At 70.7% G+C, this 16812-nt stretch carries 16 protein-coding genes and 1 pseudogene; 9 read left to right on the top strand and 8 right to left on the bottom strand.

The genetic code is table 11. The features are described 5' to 3' along the window. Positions 1 to 81: 81 nt before the first annotated feature. The 3 genes from ACQPYK_RS10780 to ACQPYK_RS10770 form a co-directional block, all read right to left on the bottom strand. Complete coding sequence (locus ACQPYK_RS10780) at positions 82 to 2043, bottom strand: protein kinase domain-containing protein (protein WP_433253699.1); 1962 nt, start codon at positions 2041 to 2043, stop codon at positions 82 to 84. Positions 2044 to 2147: 104 nt separating this feature from the next. Next, positions 2148 to 3644 carry a protein kinase domain-containing protein gene (locus ACQPYK_RS10775; protein ID WP_433253697.1) on the bottom strand — a complete coding sequence of 499 codons (1497 nt, stop codon included), beginning with the start codon at positions 3642 to 3644 and terminating at the stop codon, positions 2148 to 2150. Positions 3645 to 3688: 44 nt separating this feature from the next. Continuing rightward, on the bottom strand, positions 3689 to 4513 hold the full coding sequence (locus tag ACQPYK_RS10770) for an LLM class F420-dependent oxidoreductase (protein ID WP_433253695.1): 825 nt from the start codon (positions 4511 to 4513) through the stop codon (positions 3689 to 3691). Positions 4514 to 4624: 111 nt separating this feature from the next. Between ACQPYK_RS10770 and ACQPYK_RS10765 the strand changes: the two genes are divergently transcribed. The 3 genes from ACQPYK_RS10765 to ACQPYK_RS10755 are packed head-to-tail and all read left to right on the top strand — an operon-like array spanning position 4625 to position 7589. Next, positions 4625 to 5416 carry an alpha/beta fold hydrolase gene (locus tag ACQPYK_RS10765; RefSeq protein WP_433253693.1) on the top strand — a complete coding sequence of 264 codons (792 nt, stop codon included), beginning with the start codon at positions 4625 to 4627 and terminating at the stop codon, positions 5414 to 5416. Beyond that, entirely contained in the window at positions 5413 to 6663 is a 1251-nt protein-coding gene (locus tag ACQPYK_RS10760) for an LLM class flavin-dependent oxidoreductase (RefSeq protein WP_433253691.1), read from the top strand. The genes ACQPYK_RS10765 and ACQPYK_RS10760 overlap by 4 nt, the downstream gene beginning before the upstream one ends. 44 nt (positions 6664 to 6707) lie before the next feature. Then, positions 6708 to 7589, top strand: a complete 882-nt coding sequence (locus tag ACQPYK_RS10755; protein WP_433253689.1) for a TIGR03619 family F420-dependent LLM class oxidoreductase — start codon at positions 6708 to 6710, stop codon at positions 7587 to 7589. A gap of 38 nt (positions 7590 to 7627) precedes the next feature. Here the strand turns inward: ACQPYK_RS10755 and ACQPYK_RS10750 are convergent, their stop codons facing one another. Further along, complete coding sequence (locus tag ACQPYK_RS10750) at positions 7628 to 8164, bottom strand: TetR/AcrR family transcriptional regulator (protein ID WP_433253687.1); 537 nt, start codon at positions 8162 to 8164, stop codon at positions 7628 to 7630. A 71-nt stretch (positions 8165 to 8235) separates the two neighbouring features. Between ACQPYK_RS10750 and ACQPYK_RS10745 the strand changes: the two genes are divergently transcribed. From ACQPYK_RS10745 to ACQPYK_RS10720, 6 genes are all read left to right on the top strand, one after another. Next, on the top strand, positions 8236 to 8655 hold the full coding sequence (locus tag ACQPYK_RS10745; protein ID WP_433253685.1) for an SRPBCC family protein: 420 nt from the start codon (positions 8236 to 8238) through the stop codon (positions 8653 to 8655). Beyond that, positions 8639 to 9181, top strand: a complete 543-nt coding sequence (locus ACQPYK_RS10740) for a hypothetical protein (RefSeq protein ID WP_433253683.1) — start codon at positions 8639 to 8641, stop codon at positions 9179 to 9181. Before ACQPYK_RS10745 ends, ACQPYK_RS10740 begins: the two co-directional genes overlap by 17 nt. A 9-nt stretch (positions 9182 to 9190) precedes the next feature. Next, positions 9191 to 10000, top strand: coding sequence for a HipA family kinase (locus tag ACQPYK_RS10735; RefSeq protein ID WP_433253681.1), 810 nt, complete (start codon positions 9191 to 9193; stop codon positions 9998 to 10000). Next, a complete protein-coding gene (locus tag ACQPYK_RS10730) occupies positions 9997 to 10374 on the top strand; it encodes a DUF3037 domain-containing protein (RefSeq protein WP_433253679.1) in 378 nt (125 codons plus the stop codon). Before ACQPYK_RS10735 ends, ACQPYK_RS10730 begins: the two co-directional genes overlap by 4 nt. 231 nt (positions 10375 to 10605) lie before the next feature. Then, entirely contained in the window at positions 10606 to 11517 is a 912-nt protein-coding gene (locus ACQPYK_RS10725) for a LysR family transcriptional regulator (RefSeq protein ID WP_433253677.1), read from the top strand. Between the two features lie 239 nt (positions 11518 to 11756). Then, the gene (locus ACQPYK_RS10720; protein WP_433253675.1) at positions 11757 to 12215 is read left to right on the top strand and encodes a VOC family protein; all 459 of its coding nucleotides are present in this window, start codon (positions 11757 to 11759) and stop codon (positions 12213 to 12215) included. A gap of 408 nt (positions 12216 to 12623) precedes the next feature. Here the strand turns inward: ACQPYK_RS10720 and ACQPYK_RS10715 are convergent, their stop codons facing one another. From ACQPYK_RS10715 to ispG, 4 genes and pseudogenes are all read right to left on the bottom strand, one after another. After that, complete coding sequence (locus ACQPYK_RS10715) at positions 12624 to 13466, bottom strand: GNAT family N-acetyltransferase (protein ID WP_433258760.1); 843 nt, start codon at positions 13464 to 13466, stop codon at positions 12624 to 12626. A gap of 62 nt (positions 13467 to 13528) precedes the next feature. Continuing rightward, a complete protein-coding gene (locus tag ACQPYK_RS10710; RefSeq protein WP_433253674.1) occupies positions 13529 to 15097 on the bottom strand; it encodes an alpha/beta hydrolase in 1569 nt (522 codons plus the stop codon). Positions 15098 to 15447: 350 nt separating this feature from the next. Continuing rightward, a pseudogene (locus tag ACQPYK_RS10705) lies at positions 15448 to 15651 on the bottom strand (transposase); the annotation flags it as partial. Continuing rightward, the gene (gene ispG / locus ACQPYK_RS10700; RefSeq protein ID WP_433253672.1) at positions 15633 to 16799 is read right to left on the bottom strand and encodes a flavodoxin-dependent (E)-4-hydroxy-3-methylbut-2-enyl-diphosphate synthase; all 1167 of its coding nucleotides are present in this window, start codon (positions 16797 to 16799) and stop codon (positions 15633 to 15635) included. The pseudogene ACQPYK_RS10705 and the gene ispG, both read right to left, overlap by 19 nt. Between the last annotated feature and the right edge of the window lie 13 nt (positions 16800 to 16812).

The raw sequence follows: 16812 nt of genomic DNA, 5'->3' as shown, positions 1-16812 counted from the left end.
CGACGTACGGCCTGCCTTACCCCGCGCCCTCAGGCACGCGCGGCCGGTAGGCCGGATCCCGCCGGAACGGGGCCGGGCGCGTCAGCCCGACCCCATGTCCACGACGGGGTCGGGCACGTCGGAACCCGTGGGGTCCGCGGGGGCGGTCGACTCGCCCGGCCCGGGATCGGGCCCCGGCCCGGGACCGCTCTGCCCTCCGACGCCGACCGTTATCACGACCACGGCGTTCGGCCGGGCGCACGGACCGGACGCGCCCCGCTGCGCCAGCACCACACCGGACCGTGACGCGTCGCCGACGAGCCGGGGACGCACCCGTACGTTGAAGCCCGCCGCGGTCAGCACACTCCGCGCGTCCGCCTCCTTCCGGCCGACGACCGAGGGCACCGCCGCTCCACGCCTGGAGACGACGAGCGCCACCGTGCTGCCGGAGGAGACGCGCTCGCCCGCGCGCGGGGCACTGGCGAGGATCTGCCCCCAGGGCTCTCCCGCGCAGCGCGTGGTGACCTCGCCCGCGACCAGCCCCGCCTGGGCGAGGGCGGCCTCGGCCTGTTTCCTGCGCAGCCCGACCAACGACGGCACCGGCACTCCCGCCGACACCTCCAGGTCGATCCTCGTTCCCCTCGCCACCGTGGCCCCCGCCACGGGACGGCTCGCGAGCACCTGTCCGACCCGGCGGCCGGAGTCGGCCTGCGTGATGGTGCCGGCGGCCAGCCCGGCCTTTTCGAGCAGGCGCAGTGCTTCGGAACGATCCAGGCCGGCGAGCGCCGGCACCGCCACCCCCGCGACGGGCGCGGACGCCCGCGGCGAGGGAGAGGTGGTCCTGGCGTGCGCGCTCGGCACAGGCTTGAGCGGGCGGGTCGCCCGGGCCGGCTGCGGAGTGAGCTCGACCCGCGTGCCGGCCGCCCCCGTCGGCCTGTCGGGCCTGTCCTGCAGGACCTGGTCGTCATTCCCGCTCAGCGCCGGGATCAGCACCCCCGCCAGCACGGCCGCGCTCACCAGCAGCGCGCCCGACACCGCCACCGAAGCCCTGGTGGCCGCCCGCCCCGGACGGGTCCGCGGCTCGGCGAGCCCTCCGGGGACACCGTGGAAGGCGCGGCCGGACGCCGTCGGCGGGGCGGCGCCCGGCAGGGACCGGAGCAGGACCGGGCTCCGCGGGAAACCCGATGGCGCCGGACCCGGCGGGGCCCCTGACACCACGAGGCTGGTGAGGGACGACGACCTCGCCACCGGCCGTGCGCCGTCGTCGCCGAGCAACGCCAACAGCAGGTCCTGGCTGGTGGGACGGTTGCGCGGGTTCTTTTCCAGGCAGTCGGCGACCAGCGCGCCGAGCCGTCCGTCGAGACAGCCCAGCTCCGGCGGCGCGGTGAGGATGCGATGCAGCACGGCCGCGATCGAATCCTGTCCGAACGGAGCGTGGGCGTTGGCGGCGAAGCAGATCGTGGCACCCCAGGAGAAGACGTCGGCCGCCGGGCAGAGCCCGGCGCCCTCCACCTGTTCGGGCGCCATGTAGGCGGGCGTGCCCGCGCCGCGCCCGCCCTGCGCGGCTCCCGCGTCCAAGGCTCTGGCCAGGCCGAAGTCGATGACCCTGGGACCGTCCGGGCCCAGCAGCACGTTCTGCGGCTTGAAGTCGCGATGGACGATCCCGGCGCGGTGGATGGCGGCGAGCGCGGTGGCCGTGCCGATGGCCAGGCGCTCCAGCGTCCCTCCTCCCCGGGGGCCGCCGGCCGTGACCTCGCTGTGCAGCGAGGGACCTTCGACGTATTCGCTGACGATGTAGGGACGGTCACCGGCCAGCCCGGCGCCGATCACCTGTGCGGTGCAGAATCGGGCGACCTGCTTGGCGAGCTCGACCTCGCGCAGGAAGACCGCCTCTTCCTCCCCGAGCGGGCCGTGCAGCAGCTTGATCGCGTAGGGTTCGGAGCCCGTCTCGGGGTGCACCCCGAGATAGACCACCCCCTGACCGCCCTCGCCCAAGCGGCCGACGATCGCGTATTCCCCTAGTTTTTCGAGATCCCCCGTCTTGAGTGGTTGTGCATACGGCACACCAGCCTCCCCTCACCACCATCCACTCAAGAAGAGGGATTCCCCGTAGTCAACGGGGGCGAAGTGCTTGTGCCCCGGACCGTGACCCTCAGGTGATGCTCGAGTCATGGGGAACGGGTCATGTCACCCCTGTAGCGGACCTCGCTCCCACCCGCCCTGATCACCTGAAAGGCCAGCCTGTCGGAGGTAGGCCGGGAGAACACCACCGTGCCCGGATAGCACTCCTCGCCGGCGACCCCGTCCAGCCGGTAGGTCGAGGCGGCGGCGGTCCGGGAGAGCCGTGCGGCGCAGTGCAGGTCCGCTCCCCACCTCATGCTGGCGGCCTCCGGCGCGAACCGGACCTCCACGGGAAAGACCCGTTCGGCGCTGGAGTGGACGGCGACGCCGATCCAGGTGCCCGCGTAGGGGAAGTCGTCGCGAGACCGGAACACGAACGCCGTGACCGCGGCGGCCACGGCCGTGATCACCGCGGCGATCGGCAGCCATCGGCGCCGGCCCCGCGACGTTCGCACCGCGGGGAGTCCGGCCGTCGGGACCCCTGCCGCCCACGAGCCGGTCGTCACCGCCTCGACCGCCGGGAGCTCCGCCGTCGCGTTCCCCGCATCCTCCACCGCCGGCAACTCCGCCGTCGCGTTCCCCGCGTCCTCCACCGCCGGGAGCTCGGCGGTCGAAGAACCCCCCGCCTCCACCGCCGGCAACTCCGCCGTCGAAGAACCCCCCGCCGGACGCTCGGCCGCCGCGACGCCGGCCGCCGGCGTCGGATTGGTCGCGGGAGTGCCGTCCCGCCGGGAGGCGGGGTTTCCGTACAGCCGGCGCAGGACTTCCTCGGCGACCGGCCGATCCCCCGGATCGGCTGCCAGACAGGCGACCGCGAGCTCCCGGAGCGGGCCGTTCAGCGGTCCCAGGTCAGGCTTGCCGTACAGGATCCTGGCCAGCACCTCGTGGTAGGAATCGGCGGAGAAGGCGTGGCGGCCGGTGGCGGCGAAGGCGACGGTGAGCGCCCAGCCGAACATGTCGGCCGCCGGTCCGGCGGGCTCGCCCCTGATCTGCTCGGGAGACATGTAGGCCGGGGTGCCGAACGGGATCTTGCCGGTGGTGAGCGTGGCGTCCATCATCCGGGAGACGCCGAAGTCGATCACCCGGGGGCCGTCCATGCCGAGCAGGACGTTGCCCGGCTTGAAGTCGCGATGGACCACTCCGGCCCGGTGGATGGCGGCCAGCGCGGTGGCCGTGCCGACCGCGATCCGGTCCAGCGAGCCGTCCACCCGGGGCCCTTCGGCCTCGATGTGGTCCTGGAGCGAGACTCCGTCGACGAACTCGCTCACGATGTAGGGGCGGTCGCCGTCGAGGTCGGCGTCGAGCACCTGGGCCGTGCAGAAGGGGGCGACCCGCCGTACGGCCTCGATCTCGCCGGCGAGGCGGCGACGAACTTTCTCGTCGTCCAGCAGTCGCGCGTGCAGCAGCTTGACCGCGACGCGCGGGTGCCGTGGGGACTCGGCGAGGAAGACGACCCCCTGCCCTCCCGCGCCCAGGCGACCGGTCAGCCGGTAGCGACCGAGTTGCCGGGGGTCCTCCGGCCGGAGAGGAGCCGGACGCGACATGGCACCCGACTATAACGATCCTCTGATCGTCCCGGAAAACCCGCTCACGCCAGGAAGCCCGCATAACCGTCGAGCACCGGGAGCACGTCCGCGGCGGGCGCGCTGGGAAGGCTGAGCACGACCTCCTCGATGCCCATCTCCGCGTAGTAGTGGAGTTTCTCCTCGTTCGGCAGCGTCCCGAACGGGATCACCCGGGCCATCGGGCGCTCTGCCTTCTCGCAGGCCTCGCGCAGTGCGGGAAGCGCGGCCCGGACGCCTCTGCCGCCGATCGGCATCCAGCCGTCGGCGTACTCGGCCACGTGGGCGAAGAGCTTCGGGCCCGCCGCGCCGCCGATGTAGACGGGCGGCCCCGACACCGGTTTGGGCCAGGACCAGGACGGCTCGAAGCTCACGTGACGCCCCTCGAAACCTGCCTCGTCCCCGCTCCACAGCGCCTTCATCGCGAGCACGTGCTCGCGCGCGACCTCCCGGCGGGAGCCGTAGGCGACGCCGTGGTCCTCGATCTCCTCCACGTTCCAGCCGAATCCGACGCCGAGCACCATCCGGCCGCCGGACAGGTGGTCGAGGGTGGCGACGGCCTTGGCGGTCACGATGGGCTCACGCTGGGCGGCGAGCATGATGCCGGTACCGAGGGTGATCCGGCCGGTCACGGCCGCCGCGTGGGAGAGCGCGACCAGCGGGTCGAGGGTGCGGCTGTACTCCTCGGGGAGCACGGCCTGCCCGGCGGCGGGAGCCGTGCGGCGCGAGACCGGGATGTGGGTGTGCTCGGGCAGGTAGACGGAGGCGAACCCGCGCTCCTCGGCGGCCCTGGCCAACTCGGCGACCGGCATCGACCGGTCGGTGGCGAACATCGTGACACCCAGCCGCATGACAGCCTCCGGTTCCCTCGCACCGAGCAATCCCTTGCTAAACCAAGCGATTGCTCGGTTACCATTCCTAGGGTAGCTTGCCAGGCGGGCAATCCTCACGGAAGGGCGCTCATGGCGTTCACGGACTTAGGCGACGTGCGGCTGTTCCACACCGACGACGGCTCGGGTGAGATGACGCTGCTGCTCGTCCACGGCCTGGGATCGGACTCCCACGAGTGGGTCCACCACATCCCCGCGCTCGCCGAGCGGTACCGGGTCGTCGCGGTGGACGTGCGCGGGCACGGATACTCCTGCGCGCCGGAGTCCGGCAACACCCCCCGCCGGATGGCCGAGGACCTCGCCCTGCTCTGCGGCGCGCTCGGCATCGGCACGTGCGTCGCGATCGGCCACTCGATGGGCGGCCAGATCGTCTCCCACCTGGCGGTCGAACACCCCTCACTGGTCAGGGCACTGATCACGGTCGATCCGGGTTACGGCTTCACCGGCGCGGTGGCCGCCGCCTTCCCCTCCATGATCGAGCAGATGCGCGAGGACCCCCTCGCGGTCAGCCTGCGCAACGACCGGTGGACCTCCACCGAGGCGACCCCGCGATGGCTGCGCGAGTGGCACCGGCGGCGGATCCTCGCCACACCCCCACACGTGCTGTTGCAGGCGTTCGAGGCGATGTTCGGCGGGCCGGACGCGCTCGGCGTCCGCCCCAACTCCGACGAATACCTGTCGCGCCGGACCTGCCCGGTGCTGACCTTCTGGTTCGACCCGGCCCAGGCCGCGTGGGAGGCGAGTCTGTTCAAGGACCCGCGCTCCAGAGCCGTCACCTGGGAGGGCAGCAGCCATCGGCTGCACGAGGAACGCCCCGGGGAGTTCCTCCTCGTCGTCACGGACTGGCTAAGGAGCCTGCTTTGAAGTTCTCGTTGATGCTCAATCCGCAGATCCCGGGCTCGGGCTACAGCCAGGAGGACAACGCCAGAGCCAGGAGGCCCATCGGGCGCGACACCGAGTCCTACCAGAAGCTGCTGGACGAGGTGCGGGAGATCGCCGTCCACGCCGACCAGCTCGGCTTCGACGCGCTGATGATGACCGAGCACCACTTCCACTCCGAAGGCTTCGAGTTCTCGGTCAACCCGCTGATGTTCCTCACCGATCTGGCGGCCAGGACGGAACGCATCCTGCTCGCCCCGCTGGGCCTGGTGCTGCCCGCCTGGGACCCGATCAGGGCGGCCGAGGACGTGGCCCTCCTGGACCAGTTCAGCAAGGGCCGCCTGCGGCTCGGCGTGGCGCGCGGCTACCAGAACCGCTGGATGAACGTCCTGGGCCAGCGCTGGCACGCCTCCGCGGCCAGATCGGACGGATCGAACGCCGACAACCGCAACTTCGACGTGTTCGGCGAGGTGCTGAACATCATGAAGATGGCCTGGACGCAGGAGACGCTCCGCTACAAGTCCGAAGTCCTCGACTACGAGGTCCCCGCTCCGTTCGACGGCATCGAGGGCTGGCCCGCGCAGGAGTGGACCAGGACGTTCGGCGCCCCCGGCGAGATCGACGACGACGGGAAGATCCAGGCGATCTCCGTCTGCCCCCGGCCGTACCAGAATCCCTACCCCGAGCTGTGGCAGCCGTTCACCATCTCCGACCGCTCGGTGGTCCGGGCCGCCCAGGAGGACATCCTGCCGTGGATGTTCACTCCCAACCCGGACGAGCACGCCGCCAAGGCCAGGCTCTACCAGGAGGAGTCGGCCAAGTGCGGCCGCGACTACAAGCTGGGCGAGCACACCGGCATCCTGAAGATCGTCGGCATGGCCGACACCCGGGAGGAGGCCATCGCCACCTACGGCACGAGCATGCAGAAGGACTTCGCCGCCTTCTTCGGCCCGTTCGGCTACCTGGAGGTCCTGCGCAAGAAGGAGGACGACAGGCATCAGCCGATCAGCCCCGAGAAGGGCGACTACAAGCGGATGAACGAGGTCGAGATGGCCCTGCTCGGAGGTCCCGACGACGTCAAACGCGGCATCCAGCGCATGCTCGACCGGATGCCCGACCTGGAGTGGTTCGGCCTGTTCATGCAAGGCCAGCAGGGGGTTCTGCCCCTGGACACCGTCAAGCGCAACCTCGAGCTCTTCGCCACCAAGGTCATCCCCGAGTTCTCCGACTGACCTTCCCGCCCCCGGCTTTCCCATCCGAAGAACCCGGAGGATCCGTGCAGTTCTGGCTTGGAGCGTCCTTCGTCGAGACCGACCAGTTCATCGAGCTGGCCAAGGTGTCGGAACGGTGCGGCATCCACACGCTCACGTTGTCGGACCACATCTTCTACGCCGATTTCGACTCCCCCTATCCCTACTCCGATACCGGCGCGCCCCGCTGGAACGCCGAGACCCACTGGCCCGACGTGTGGGTGACGATCGGCGCGATGGCCGCGGTCACCTCGAATCTGCGCTTCGCCCCCAACGTCTACGTCGCCCCGGCCCGCGATCTGTTCACGGTCGCCAAACAGGTCTCCACGGCGGCGGTGCTCTCGAAGGACCGGGTGACGTTCGGCGTCGGCGTCGGCTGGTGCAAGGAGGAGTTCGTCCAGACCGGTCAGGACTTCCACACCCGTGGCCGCAGGCTGGACGAGATGATCCCGGCGCTGCGCGAGCTCTGGGCGGGCGGCACGGTCGAGCACCACGGCGCCCACTTCACCTACGGCCCGCTGTCGATCTCCCCCGTCCCCGCGCGACCGGTGCCGTTCTTCATCGGCGGCGACAGCGAGGCGGCCCTGCGCCGCGCGGCCAGGATCGGCGACGGCTGGATGGGCAACCGCGTCTACACGGAGGATCAACTCGACGAGATCCTCATCCGTCTCAGGCGCCATCTGAAGGAGTACGGCAGGCCGGAGGACGCCCTGGAGATCATCGCTCCCCTCGCGGTCATGCCCGACGCGCGCACCTACCGCCGCTTCGCCGCCAAGGGCGTCACCGGCACCCTTGCCGCCCCCTGGTGGCTGGCCACCCCTGAGGAGAAGGCCGAGCACGGCGACGGCATCGAGCTCAAGATCACCACCCTTGAGCGTTTCGCCGAGGAGGTCATCGCGAAGATGTGACCGTGGCCCGGCTGCCCGGCTGAGACCCGCCACGGGTCTCAGCCGGTGCTCACGCCCATCTCGGCGAGGGCCAGCTCCACGAAGTGGTCGAAGGGCTCGTCGACGACGCCGACTCGCCGCAGGGCCGCCATCCCCAGATAGACGCCGTAACCGGCGACGGCGCGCCGGCGGGCGAGCTCGGGTGGCTGCCCCAGCTCCTCCAACGTGGCCCGCATGAACTCCAGGCGACGCGCGCTCACCCGGCGGGCCACCTCGGCGGCGAGTGGGTCGTCGGCGGCGCTGATCAGCCGGAAGGCGACCGCCGAATCCGCCGAGTCGCCGAAGGCCGCCTCCAGCAGCCTGCGCATGCGCGGGGCCGGGTCGGCGATCTCCAGCAGCCCCGCGATGGTCTCCTCGGTGTCGGCCTCCCAGAGCACGAGCGCGGCCTCGACCAACGCCTGCCTGTTGGCGAAGTGCCAGTAGAAGCTGCCCTTGGTGGTGCCGAGCCGTACCGCCACCGGCTCCACGGCGATCGCGCCCAGGCCGCCTTCGGTCAGGGCGTCCAGTGCCGCCCTCGCCCAGTCACCCGCAGTCAACCGCCCCACCCCCGCAGTCTTCCATACGGGAGCGTATAGTCGAACCGTACGCAACCGTATGGAGATGGTCCGTGGTCTACAACATGCACGAACGCGTCATCCCCGCATCCCCCGAGCGGATCTGGGAACTGCTCGCCACGATCGGCGGCGAGCAGGATCGGCTCTGGCCCGGAGACAAGAGCTCCTTCCGCCTGCCCGAGGGCCTGATCCCGGGTGCGCCGGTGGAGCACGGCCCGATGCGCTACCGGGTGGGCGCCATCGAACCCGGCCGCCGGCTCTGGTTCGACACCGGCACGCAGCTCAGCGGCGGTCACGGCTTCACACTCCACCCCGTCGAGGGCGGCACGCTCGTACGGCACGAGCTGAAGGGCCGCACGGGGGGCGTGTTCCGGCTGATGTGGCCACTGGTGATCCGCCGCAAGCACGACGTGGTGATAGAGAAGATCCTCGACAACCTGGAAAGGGAGATCAGCCGTGCCCACGCTGATTGACCAGATCATGGTCGACCCCGACTTCAGTGAGCGGCACGAGATCACCGTTCCCGCCTCTCGGGAGCGGGTCTGGGACGCGGTCAATGCGCTGGAGCCATCCGACATCAAGGCGGCCCGCCCGCTTTTCGCCGCGCGCAACCTGGTTGCACGACTCCGTCACGGTCACGAGCAACGGGACATACCCGCCTTCTCCGCGCATCCGATGGTCACCGACCCGGGCCGTGAGCTGGTCCAGGGGCTGGCGGGCCAGTGGTGGCGGCTGGGCACGTCCGACAACCTGCCGCCCTTCGACGATCCCGCCGCCTTCCAGGCGTTCGACGAGCCCGGATACGTGAAGGCGGCGTTCGGCTTCGTCCTGCTCGACGACCGGCCGGGCCGGATCCGCCTGGTGACCGAGACCAGGCTCCTGGCCACCAGCCCGGACGCCCGGCGGGTCATGGGCCGCTACTGGCGGGTCATCCGGCCGGGCAGCGGCCTGATCCGGCGGGTGATGCTGGGCGCCATCCGGGAGAGAGCGACCGGGTAGCCTGACGGGGTGCTGCAACAGATCACGGCCACCCGATACGTGACCCCCCTGCGTGAGGGCGGTTCGCTTCCCGGCGTGGTCGAGGCGGACGACCTCGGCACCTACGTCGTGAAGTTCCGGGGGGCCGGGCAGGGCCGGCGGGTGCTCGTCGCGGAGATCATCTGCGCCGAGCTGGCCAGACGGCTCGGCTTCCGCACCCCCGACCTGAAGGTGATCGACGTCGACTCGCAGCTCGGCGCGCGGGAGCCCGACGAGGAGATCCAGGACCTGCTCAAGGCCAGCGAGGGTCACAACCTCGCGGTCGACTTCCTGCCCGGCGCCCTCGGCTTCGAGCCGCTCGCCTGGCCTCCGGACCCCGACTTCGCCTCCCGGCTGCTGTGGTTCGACGCCCTGATCCACAATGTGGACCGCAGCTGGCGCAACCCGAACCTGCTCCTGTGGCACGGCGACGTCTGGCTGATCGACCATGGCGCCGCCCTCTGGTTCCACCACAACTGGCCCGCCGCCGACCCGCAGCGCCGCTTCGACGCCGACGACCACGTGCTGGCACCGTTCGCCACCCGGATGGCGGAGGCCGACGCCGAGTTCAGCGAGAAGATCACCAGGGACTTCCTCGACGGGGTGGTGGACGAGGTGCCCGACGAGTGGCTGGACGACGAGCCGGGGTTCGACGGAGCCCAGGCCGTACGGCAGGCCTACGTCGAACACCTGCTGGCCCGCGCGCAGGGACCTCGCGCATGGCTGCCCGAACCGTCGAGCGCCCCCAGGCAGGAGAAGAAGACCGGCTCGGTGGGTGCGTTCTGGAAGGACAGCCGGTGAGAGACGTCTACGAATACGCCGTGATCCGGGTGATCCCCCGCGTGGAGCGAGGCGAGCTGATCAACGCCGGGGTGGTGCTCTACTGCCAGCCGCGCGGCTACCTGTGCGCGCGGGTGGAGCTGGACGAGGCACGGCTGCACGCGCTCGACGCCCACGCCGATCTCGACGGCGTACGGCACGCTCTCGGCGCCTACCAGCGCTCCTGCACCGCCGACGCGGGACCGCTGGCCGGGGAGCCGCTCGGCAGCCGGTTCCGCTGGCTGACCGCCCCGCGCAGCACGATCGTGCAGACCGGCCCGGTCCACGCCGGCCTCACCGCCGACCCCGAGGCCGAGCTGGAGCGCCTGGTGACCTGCCTGGTGCGCAGCATCTAGGCGGCACCCGGTGGGCGTGGAAGGTGCCGGCGGCCACCGCCTTGGCGAAGTCCAAGGCGGTGCCGACAGCGGCGGCGACCCGCTGGTAGCGGGTGAAGGCCAGGTGGGACCAGACGCAGATGACGTCGAGGGTGATGTCGACATGCGCCATGTTCTTCATGGGTCTTAACCTGGTCACCGTTGTGACCTGCAACAACGATGCAATCCGCAATGACCGTTAATCTGCGGGTCATGGAACGGCGGGACATCGAGATCTTTCTGACCCTGGCCGAAGAGCTGCATTTCGGGCGCACGGCCGAGCGGCTCGGCGTCAGCGGCGCCCGGGTCAGTCAGACCATCAAGCAGTTGGAGCGCCGCTTCGGGGTGGCGTTGTTCGAGCGCACCAGCCGGCAGGTGGCACTCACCCCGCTCGGCAGCGCGCTCCGTGACGACGTGCAGGCCGGCTACCAGCGTATCCAGGAGGGCATCGCCAAGACCATCGCCGCCGGACGGGGCTATTCGGGAGTACTGCGGGTGGGCTTTTCCAGCCCGCTGGCCGGCGAGGTCATCATGACGGCCGCCGAGGCCTTCCGCACCCGCCACCCGGACTGCGAGGTGCGCATCCGTGAGGTACACCTGTCGGACGCGTTCGGCGCGCTGCGCACCGGCGAGCTGGACGTACAGGTCACCGAGTTGCCCGTGCGCGAAGCCGACCTGTCGTGCGGTCCCGCGCTGCTGAGCGACCCGCGCATGCTGGCAGTCTCCTCCCGGCACCCCTTCGCCCGCCGCGACAGCGTCACCGTGGAGGACCTCACCAGGGACACCGTGCTCGTCCCCGCCGAGGCCCCCGGCTATCTGCTGGACGCGCTCGTCCCGGCGCACGCGCCCAGCGGGCGTCCCATCCCGCGTACCCCCGCCCTGACCTCGCGGCAGGAGCTGCTCACCCTGGTCAGCGCCGGCACGGGCATGGCCGTGGTGGGGAGCCAGGCGATGCGCTACCACGCCCGGCCGGACATCGTCTACGTGCCCATCGAAGACCTGCCGCCGATCGAGTACGGACCGGTCTGGCCGGCCAGCGGTCTGACCAGCAGGGTGCGCGCCTTCGTCACGCTCGCCCTCGCGTCGCGACCGAGCCGGGGCGACGTCGACGACCGCCCGGCATAGGGCGGACGGCCGGGCCCGAAGGGCCGGTCCCAGGGGCGGCAGGCGTCTTTCCCGCGCCGGCTCCGATCGAGCGCCGGGCCGCGTGAAGCTCTCCGGCGAGCATGAGGAAGATCTCGACGTGCCGCCGTTTCCTAACCCACAGGTTAGCGATCGTTGCGGATTACGTCGTTGGTGCAGGCCGGAGGCTTGATCAGGATGAGAGGCGTCAACGACGAGACATCCGACAGGCGGAGGCGAACATGATGGACAACCCCATCCCCGAGGAGTACAAGGGCGGCGTTCCATACCTCAACGTGCACGACGCCAAGAAGGCCGTCGAGTTCTACAGGAAGGCGTTCGGCGCAGAGCTGATCAACGAGATCCCGCGCCAGGGCGGCAAGGTCGCGCACGCGGAACTCCGGATCGGCGACGCGGTCTTCATGCTGCGCGACGAGTACCCCGAATACCGCTTCCGCAGCCCGAAGACGATCGGCGGCACCCCGGTCAACCTGCTGATTTTCGTCCCGGACGTCAACGCCTTCGCCGAGCGGGCGGCGGCGGCCGGAGCAAGCGTCATCCGGCCGGTGGAGATGCAGTTCCACGGCGATCTGCAGGTGGAACTGGAGGATCCTTTCGGCCACTCCTGGTTCTTCGCCAGCCGCATCCAGGACATGAGCTCAGACGAGCTGCAGAAAAGCGCTTCGGCCGCGAACCTCTGAGTTCGATCATCATTCGGGACCCGGGGGTGGAACCCCGGGTCCCGATCTGCTCCCGGCATTCGGCGTCGTACCCGACAGGTGCTCCACGTCCTCCTTGATCGGTAGCGGGGATCGGCGGCCTCACCTCTTACCGGCCCGCCCCCACCTCGCGCGCCGGCGTCACCAGATCCGGGATCGCCGGATGGCCCGGCGTGCCGCCGCGCTCGGCGCCGTGTCGCTGCGCGTGACGATCGCGGCGCCGCTCCTGCTGGTCGCGTGCCGCCCCCGGCTGCGCGGCCACTCCCGCGCGGGCCTAAGCGGCCACTCCCGCGCGGGCCTAAAAGGTGTATAGATGGCTCGCCGGGGCGGCCGCGGAGCGCGATGTCCAGGCGACCGTCATCACCATCGGCGTTCTGCCGGCCGTGGACTCTAGAAGAGCACCGACATGAAGGTGCCGACCTCCGTGAACCCGGCCTTGCGGTAGGCGGCCCGAGCCGGAGCGTTGTAGTCGTTGACGTACAGCGACACCACCGGCGCGAAGCAGTCGAGCGCGTGCTTGACCACCGAGGCCATCCCGGCCGCCGCGTGTCCCCGGCCGCGCAGGTCGGGGTGGACCCAGACACCCTGGATCTGGCAGGCCAGCGGTGTGACGGCGCCGATCTCCGCCTTGAAGACGACCCGGCCGTGCTCGATCCGCGCGTAGGACCGGCCGATCCGGATCAGCTCGGCGACCCGGGACCGGTAGAGGGCACCGCCGTCCCCGGCCTCCGGGGAGATGCCCACCTCCTCGGTGAACATCGCCACGCAGGCCGGCAGCAGGATCTCGAACTCCTCCGGCCGCACTCGCCTGACCAGCGGGTCGATCGGCACCGGAGACGGCACGGAGGTCGCCATCACCGGCTGGGCCCGGCGGATCGCGCGAGCGACCCCCCAGTAGGGCTCCAGCCGTTCCCACAGCGGCGCGACGGCCTCCGCCGGGCCGACGATGGAGGAACAGCGACGGCCCTGCTTACGGGCGCGGTCGGCGAAGGCGTGCACGGCGTCCGTGCCGGCGTTCACCGGCACCAGGTTGGCACCGGCGTAGCAGAGAGAGGTCAGACCGCCGCGTGGCCCGAATCCCCACATCTGACCACCGAGCCTGGCCGGATTGAGTCCGACGGCACGGACCCTGGAGGCGACGAAGACGTTGGCGACGGGGTCGGTGTCTAGGAGCGCCAGCACCTCGTCGCGATCATTGTCGTCGAGCACGCGCGACGCCGTTGTGCGCAGCATCACGCGCTCAGCCTACGCGACCCCTTCGATTTTGGCAGGAACCAACATAGAGCCAGTCATCTCTACCTACCCAAACCAGCCCTTGCCCCTATCCGGGCGGCGGGCACGGGCTCGGGGGTTCCCGCGCAGCGGGCGTCCGGTCCGACCGGCGCGCGCTCGGCCGGACCGGGCAGGCTGCCGTCCCTGAGGTAGGCGATCAGGTAACGGTCCGCGCAGCGGTTGCCGCCGAACACGACGCCGTGGTTGCCGCCGGGCACGGTCAGCAGCCGGGAGGAGCCGAACAGCGCGCGCATCTGCACGGCTCCCGAGTATGGCGTGGCGGGATCGCGCTCGGCCTGGACGAGCATGACCGGCGGCAGTTCGGGGCTGTCCTGGACCTTCACCGGTGTCCCGCCGGGCTCGGGCCAGAACGCGCACGGCGCGTTGTACCAGGCGTTCGGCCAGGTGAGGAAGGGCGCCCTGGTGTGCAGCTTGGACATGTCGGCCCGCCACCGGGCCCAGTCACGAGGCCAGGCGGCGTCACGGCACTGGATGCCGAGATAGACGGCGTAACCGTTCTCCGCTTTGGCGTCGTTCTGCGCGTGGCGGCGGTAGGCGGCGAGCAAGGGCTCGGTGTCGCCCTTCTTGACGTAGGCGGAGAACGCCTTGGCGAGCTGTGGCCAGACCACGTCGGAGTAGCCGCCGACGGTGTAGATGTCGTCGAGCTCGCTCGGGCCGACCACTCCACCGGCCGGACGGGTGCGCAGCCGCTCCCGCATGGCGTACCACGCGAAGGAGACGGACTTGCCGGTCGCGCCCAGCTTGTAGACGTCGTTGTGGCGGGCCGTCCACTTCAGGAAGTCCTGATGCCGCCGGTCGAAGGCGACGTCCTGGTCGAGGTTGGCGGCGTACCAGACCCTGCGCGGGTCCACCACGCTGTCCAGCACGAGCCTCCTGACCCGGTCGGGGAAGAGCGTGGCGTAGACCGCGCCCAGATAGGAGCCGTAGGAGTAGCCGAGGAAGCTGATCTCGGACTCGCCCAGCGCCTCCCTGATCGCGTCCATGTCCCTGGCGGAGTTCTCGGTGGTCATGTGCGGCAGCATCCAGCTCCACCGGTTCCCGCACGCCGCGGCGTACTCCTTGGCCCGGCCGAGCAGCACCGCCTCCTCCCGTTCGTTGCCGGGCACCTCGTCGGGGCGCGGCGGGGCGTAATACTTGGCGGGGTCCACGCATCGGAGCGCGGGTTCGCTGTCCCCCACGCCCCGTGGGTCGAAGCCGATCACGTCGAACCGGTCGGCCAGGCTCTCCGGGAGCTGGGCGGCGACGTATTTGGCCAGATTACGGCCGGAGGCACCGGGGCCTCCGGGGTTGACCAGCAGGACGCCCAGGTGGTTGTGGTCCCGGGAAGCCTTTCCCTTGATCCGGTTCAGGGCCAGGCTGATGGTCTGGTACGGGTTGGCGTAGTCGAGCGGCACCCTGAGGTCGGCGCACTCCACCTGGCTCTCCTTGGCCCTGGCCGGAGCGGTCGGCGCGCCGTCAGACGACACGGTCTTGCGCGCCTCGTCGCAGGGCCCCCAGACCAGCGCATCTCGCCGCTGCGCCGCCGCCCCCGGCGGCATCCCCACGGTGACCGCCAGCATCCCGGCTGCCATGACAATCCCGACGACCCTTTTCACGAATTCCCCCTACTCGTACGGCAGAGGCGATGATCTCCCGGGAGACGGCAGGGCCATCGGTGAGACGACCAGATCCTTACCATTGTGTAGGCAGTCGATTGCCATGTGTAACCAAGCGGGGCGAGACAGCGGGAAGCGGCCGAGCGCAGCCCGGTGCGATCCCGGTCAGCCTCCGTGCGCCGTGATGGCGTAGCCCTCGGGGCCGGTGAAGGTGAACGCGCGGCCGAAGGGACCGTCCTGCGGCGGGCCGGACGGGCGGCGGTGGAAGGCGAGTTCACCGGTGCGGGGGGTTGCGGCGGACCAGCAGCCGGCGGTGACCGGGCGGCACGCAGGTGAGGGTCGGCGCCGTAGACCTCGTCGCCGGCGACCCGGAGTGCACGGACGCCGGCGTCCAGGGCCCGGCTGATCATGGTGGTGGCTCGGGCGGGCTTGGTGGCGAACGCCACGCGGTCGGGTGTCCCGGCCGCCCGGCAGCGGTCCGGGTCCTCGGTCCACGAACGCGGCTGGAATGCTAGCCGACGACGACCTCGGGACCGGTGGCGTCGTCGTCGAGGTCGACCTCCACGCCCATCTCCTCGGCCAGGCGCAGGGCCTCCTCGATGAGGGTCTCCACGATCTGCGACTCGGGGACGGTCTTGATGACCTCTCCCTTGACGAAGATCTGGCCCTTGCCGTTGCCGGACGCGACGCCGAGGTCGGCCTCGCGCGCCTCGCCGGGGCCGTTGACGACGCAGCCCATCACCGCGACGCGCAGCGGGACCTTCAGGCCCTGAAGGCCCGCCTGGACCTGCTCGGCCAGGGTGTAGACGTCGACCTGGGCGCGGCCACAGGACGGGCAGGAGACGATCTCCAGGCCGCGCTCGCGCAGGTTCAGCGACTCCAGGATGCCGATGCCGACCTTGATCTCCTCGACCGGCGGGGCCGACAGCGACACGCGGATGGTGTCGCCGATGCCCTCGGCCAGCAGCGCGCCGAACGCGACGGCCGACTTGATGGTGCCCTGGAACGCCGGACCCGCCTCGGTGACGCCGAGGTGGAGCGGGTAGTCGCACCGGGCGGCCAGCAGGCGGTAGGCCTGGATCATCACGACCGGATCGTTGTGCTTGACCGAGATCTTGATGTCACGGAAGCCGTGCTCCTCGAAGAGCGAGCACTCCCACAGGGCCGACTCCACCAGCGCCTCGGGCGTCGCCTTGCCGTACTTCTGCAGCAGCCGGGGGTCGAGCGAACCGGCGTTGACGCCGATCCGGATGGGCACGCCGTGGTCGGAGGCGGCGCGGGCGATCTCGCCGACCTTGTCGTCGAACTTCTTGATGTTGCCGGGGTTGACCCGGACGGCCGCGCAGCCCGCCTCGATCGCGGCGAAGACGTACTTCGGCTGGAAGTGGATGTCGGCGATCACCGGGATCTGCGACTTCTTCGCGATGATCGGCAGCGCCTCGGCGTCGTCCTGGGAGGGCACGGCCACCCGGACGATCTGGCAGCCCGCCGCGGTCAGCGCGGCGATCTGCTGGAGCGTGGCGTTGATGTCGGCGGTGACCGTGGTGGTCATCGACTGGACGGAAACCGGCGCGTCCCCGCCCACCGGGACGGAACCGACCATGATCTGGCGGGATTCGCGTCGCTCGGCGATCGGCCTGGTCCTTACGGAAGGGATCCCGAGAGCAACAGAAGTCATTTTCAGCCCTTGA

This window comes from Streptosporangium sp. CA-135522 (genome assembly GCF_050949235.1).
Lineage (GTDB): Bacteria > Actinomycetota > Actinomycetes > Streptosporangiales > Streptosporangiaceae > Streptosporangium.
This window is presented reverse-complemented; position numbering and strand designations above follow the sequence as displayed.

Bases quoted from the DNA above. Each gene is read 5' to 3' on its own strand.
- ACQPYK_RS10775 (WP_433253697.1), bottom strand. From the start codon at position 3,644: ATGTCGCGTCCGGCTCCTCTCCGGCCGGAGGACCCCCGGCAACTCGGT.
- ACQPYK_RS10770 (WP_433253695.1), bottom strand. From the start codon at position 4,513: ATGCGGCTGGGTGTCACGATGTTCGCCACCGACCGGTCGATGCCGGTC.
- ACQPYK_RS10765 (WP_433253693.1), top strand. From the start codon at position 4,625: ATGGCGTTCACGGACTTAGGCGACGTGCGGCTGTTCCACACCGACGAC.
- ACQPYK_RS10725 (WP_433253677.1), top strand. From the start codon at position 10,606: ATGGAACGGCGGGACATCGAGATCTTTCTGACCCTGGCCGAAGAGCTG.
- ACQPYK_RS10720 (WP_433253675.1), top strand. From the start codon at position 11,757: ATGATGGACAACCCCATCCCCGAGGAGTACAAGGGCGGCGTTCCATAC.
- ACQPYK_RS10715 (WP_433258760.1), bottom strand. From the start codon at position 13,466: ATGCTGCGCACAACGGCGTCGCGCGTGCTCGACGACAATGATCGCGAC.
- ACQPYK_RS10710 (WP_433253674.1), bottom strand. From the start codon at position 15,097: ATGGCAGCCGGGATGCTGGCGGTCACCGTGGGGATGCCGCCGGGGGCG.
- ispG (WP_433253672.1), bottom strand. From the start codon at position 16,799: ATGACTTCTGTTGCTCTCGGGATCCCTTCCGTAAGGACCAGGCCGATC.